This is a genomic window from Moorena sp. SIO2C4 (assembly GCF_010672485.1).
Classification (GTDB): Bacteria; Cyanobacteriota; Cyanobacteriia; order Cyanobacteriales; family Coleofasciculaceae; genus Moorena; species Moorena producens.
In genome coordinates this window covers 1-3,485 of sequence record NZ_JAAHGN010000819.1, presented here as the reverse complement: position 1 = coordinate 3,485, position 3,485 = coordinate 1, and the positions used below count along the sequence as shown (strand labels likewise).

4 protein-coding genes are annotated in these 3,485 nt (G+C 43.4%); 3 read left to right on the top strand and 1 reads right to left on the bottom strand.

Annotated elements, in window-relative coordinates:
- Window positions 1-376: IS607 family transposase (locus tag F6K20_RS29685; protein ID WP_287297086.1), on the top strand; the 376-nt coding region annotated here is incomplete at its 5' end.
- Window positions 306-1,538, top strand: a complete 1,233-nt coding sequence (locus tag F6K20_RS29680; protein ID WP_071986815.1) for an RNA-guided endonuclease InsQ/TnpB family protein — start codon at window positions 306-308, stop codon at window positions 1,536-1,538. The genes F6K20_RS29685 and F6K20_RS29680, both read left to right, overlap by 71 nt.
- A 40-nt stretch (window positions 1,539-1,578) precedes the next feature.
- Here the strand turns inward: F6K20_RS29680 and F6K20_RS29675 are convergent, their stop codons facing one another.
- Window positions 1,579-3,297 (bottom strand): alpha/beta hydrolase, encoded by a 1,719-nt coding sequence (locus tag F6K20_RS29675; RefSeq protein WP_287297084.1) that lies wholly within the window; start codon window positions 3,295-3,297, stop codon window positions 1,579-1,581.
- On the opposite strand from F6K20_RS29675, the gene F6K20_RS29670 reads away from it, so the two are divergent.
- Entirely contained in the window at window positions 3,296-3,385 is a 90-nt protein-coding gene (locus tag F6K20_RS29670; RefSeq protein ID WP_287252716.1) for a helix-turn-helix domain-containing protein, read from the top strand. The two genes, F6K20_RS29675 and F6K20_RS29670, sit on opposite strands and share 2 nt — an antisense overlap.
- Window positions 3,386-3,485: the final 100 nt, after the last annotated feature.

Sequence of the window (3,485 nt, the reverse complement as noted above, 5' to 3'; positions counted from 1 at the left end):
TACAGTTAGTCTTGCCACTTTGGGAAAACGACAAGCCCCTGAACCAGTCACAATCTGTTACTGCCGAGTCAGTAGTAGCAAACAATTTGACGACCTCGCCAGGCAAGTCGCGTACATGCACTCGCTCTTCCCAGAGGCAGAAGTAATCAAAGACATCGGCTCAGGACTCAACTACAAACGAAAAGGTCTTAGAGCCATACTGGAACGACTTATGCAGGGATGTCAGCTCACGATTGTTGTTGCCTGTAGAGACAGACTTACCAGATTCGGTTTTGAACTGTTTGAATACTTGGCAGAACTCAACGGTGGAAAGATCTTGGTTCTCGACCAACCTGAAAGTTGTCCAGAATCCGAACTTACCGCAGATATTCTCTGAATCATTCACGTCTTCTCTTGTCGCGTCCACGGACTCAGAAAGTACGGGGCAAAAATCAAGAAAGATTCGGATATTCCTAAGTGCTGAGCAGCGTTATTTAGTTCGTAAGTGGTTTGGAGTTTCTCGTTACGTTTTCAACAAGACCGTTAAAATACTTCAAGATGGGGAAGTAAAGGCTAACTGGAAAGCCATCAAGACTGGAATATTAAACGACCTTCCCGAGTGGTGCAAGGAAGTGCCTTATCAAATTAAATCGATAGCGATAAAGGATGCTTGCACCGCCGTGAGGGAGGCCAAGAAAAAGTACAAAAAGACTGGACAAATCAATCGAGTTAGATTTAGATCTAGAAAAAATCCTGTCCAGTCTTGCTACATCCCTAAGTCAGCAGTCTCAGAAAAAGGCATTTACCATACAAAGCTAGGAGGCTTGACTTTTTCTGAGGCGTTGCCTGACAACAGGGGCGACTGTAGATTGACCAGTAACAATGGGGATTATCACTTGACGGTTCCTCATCAGACTACTCAAAAAAATGCCGAAAACCAAGGTAGAGTGGTAGCGATAGACCCCGGTGTTAGAACATTCTTAACGTTTTTTAGTGAGAATTCTATAGGCAAAATTGGGCACGGAGACTTTTCTCGCATTCAGCGACTTTGCTCTCATCTTGATAACTTACTTTCAAAAATAAGTAAGACCAAGAGGAATCAAAAACGACGAATGAGAAAAGCGGCTAGGCGAATTGTTATTAGGATTCAAAACCTAGTGAACGAACTCCATCACAAAGCTGCTAGGTTCTTGGTAGATAGCTTTGATGTGATCCTACTTCCAACTTTTGAGACGTCTGAAATGTCTAAAAAAGGAAAAAGGAGGATCAGATCAAAGACAGTGCGGAACTTGCTGACATTTTCTCACTTTAGATTCAAGGAGTTTTTGAAACATAAAGCCTCCGAAACTGGAAAAACAGTAGTAGATGTCTGTGAAGCCTATACCTCCAAGACTGTGAGCTGGACGGGAGAAATGGTAAACATTGGTGGGAGCAAGGCTATTAAGTCAAAGATTGATGGCCTAATAATGGATCGCGACATCAATGGCGCTCGCGGGATATTCCTAAGAGCTTTGGTAGATACACCCTGGCTGCGAGAGCAGCTTGCATTGGTGGGCTAAGGTCTATCTAGTAGACTTTAGTAGCCAAAAAGTATCGGAATTAGAAAGACTTGAGCAGAAACAGATTCAATGGGTCTTGACTAATCTCTTTGACATAGGACTCACTGAGATAGGAAGCATATTGGGGTTGTTTAGCAATATAGGTTTTGAAAAAAGCCGTACTAAGTGCCATCAGGTAAGGACGAGCGATAGCAGGATCTGGCCCAATCAATTCAGGTGGAACCGGTAAGACACCCTCTCCTGCCCCACCCAGGTAGGAAAAGTGAGTACCTCCTTCTGTCACCACTAGATAGTTTTCTGGGGTAGTTAGCCAGCTGAAGGGGGTAATTTGTTGTTCTACAGGTGGCGCAAAGATGTCTTTTATACTAGAGACCATCATGACCGGAACCTGAATTTGTGACATCCCGGCTTCACCAAAGATCGGGTTGCTGAGCGGATTAACAGCAATCACGGCTTTTACCCGTTCGTCTGCCAAATTATAGTCTTCTGGGGATAGTTGAGTACCTCGACACTGGAGTAGCAGGGATACATCTAAGGATAAATTGTTCTGTCGAGCCGCATTACAGTCACTAGTAAGCTGTTCAAAATTTAGTTTAGCCCCTCCTAGAGCAAGAACAGTATAGCCTCCGAAGGATTGACCAATTACTCCCACCTCTTCTAGATTGAGCCTACCAAACTTACTCGGGTCAGAATTAGCTTTAGCCGAAAGTTCATCTAACAAATACGTTACATCCAAAGGACGATGGATGATCGCAGTAGGATTGAGGGGAGTTGCGAAGCCAGCAAAGATTTGATTAATGCGTTCGGAACTAGTACCAATATGCTCCGGGACCGCAACCGCAAAGCCGTAAGATGCTAAATGTTTCGCTAGATAGGCAAAGGTATTGCGGTCAGAAGCCAAACCATGGGAGATAACCAGAGTTGGAATCGAGCCTCTTATTGCTCCTTGCTTTGAAGACTTAGGTAGATAAATATCAACAGGAAACGAAGCTTGACGCTCAGAGTTATAAACCTCAAAGGTTTCTTTACGCCAACCGATTCCTCCAGGATTCCTGAGATCTGGTTGTGCTGAAAAATCAAAGGATGTTGAGCCTTCTCCCTGTATTTTTGCCTGATTTTTAATGGCACCAAATACAACATCATTTACCACAAATAGCCTTGATAGCTCATCAGTAACATCAGAAATTAGTTCCACATCCAGGTAAATAGTTTCTAGGGAAAATTTACGCAATACATTAATAACGCTCAAGCCTTCTGGATCAGAGGCTGCGGAAATTAAAGCACCTCGTAAGGGATAGAAACCATTGCGGTTAAAATCTGCTTTTATTACATTCCCCAATCGGCGCAGTAAGGTTTTACCGACCGGTAAGCGAGTGAACAAATAAACATATCTTGGAGATATATTAAATCGACTGTTTAGTAGAATCCGCAGTGTTGCTAATTGTATTGGTGTAGCAAAGTTGGCATAATAGGCAAATTGCCTGGTCATTGTGCCATCTTTGGCAAATATTTCCAAGTCTTCAATTCCAATATTAAATTGTCCAAAGGGAGAAACAAAGAAAGTAATTCGCTCTGCTCCTAGGGCAGGAATTGCACTGAATGTAGATACTAGACTCAAGCCTAGGGATAGGGAAAAGCGAGTTAACCACTGGCGCAGTGGGTTAGAATGAAAGGATTGGGTAGTCACTTTAGCTGCTCGGGAAAGACCAGGGGAGTTGGTAATAGTTAACGGAAAACCTGTAACAATATCATTAAACATGTACAAAGCTCTCAAGACCACACTGAAACTCAACAACCAACAGAAAACCCTGATGGCACAACATGCTGGTTATTGTAGATGGGTCTAAAACTGGGGACTAGGGCGTGTTTTCAAAGTTTTCCGCAAGATATTAGATCCCCCCCAGCCCCCCTTAATAAGGGGGGAGCCATACTCAAAGTCCCCCTTTA

Excerpts from the sequence above, each read along its gene's own strand:
- F6K20_RS29670 (WP_287252716.1), top strand. The coding sequence starts at position 3,296 with ATGTACAAAGCTCTCAAGACCACACTGAAACTCAACAACCAACAGAAA.
- F6K20_RS29675 (WP_287297084.1), bottom strand. The coding sequence starts at position 3,297 with ATGTTTAATGATATTGTTACAGGTTTTCCGTTAACTATTACCAACTCC.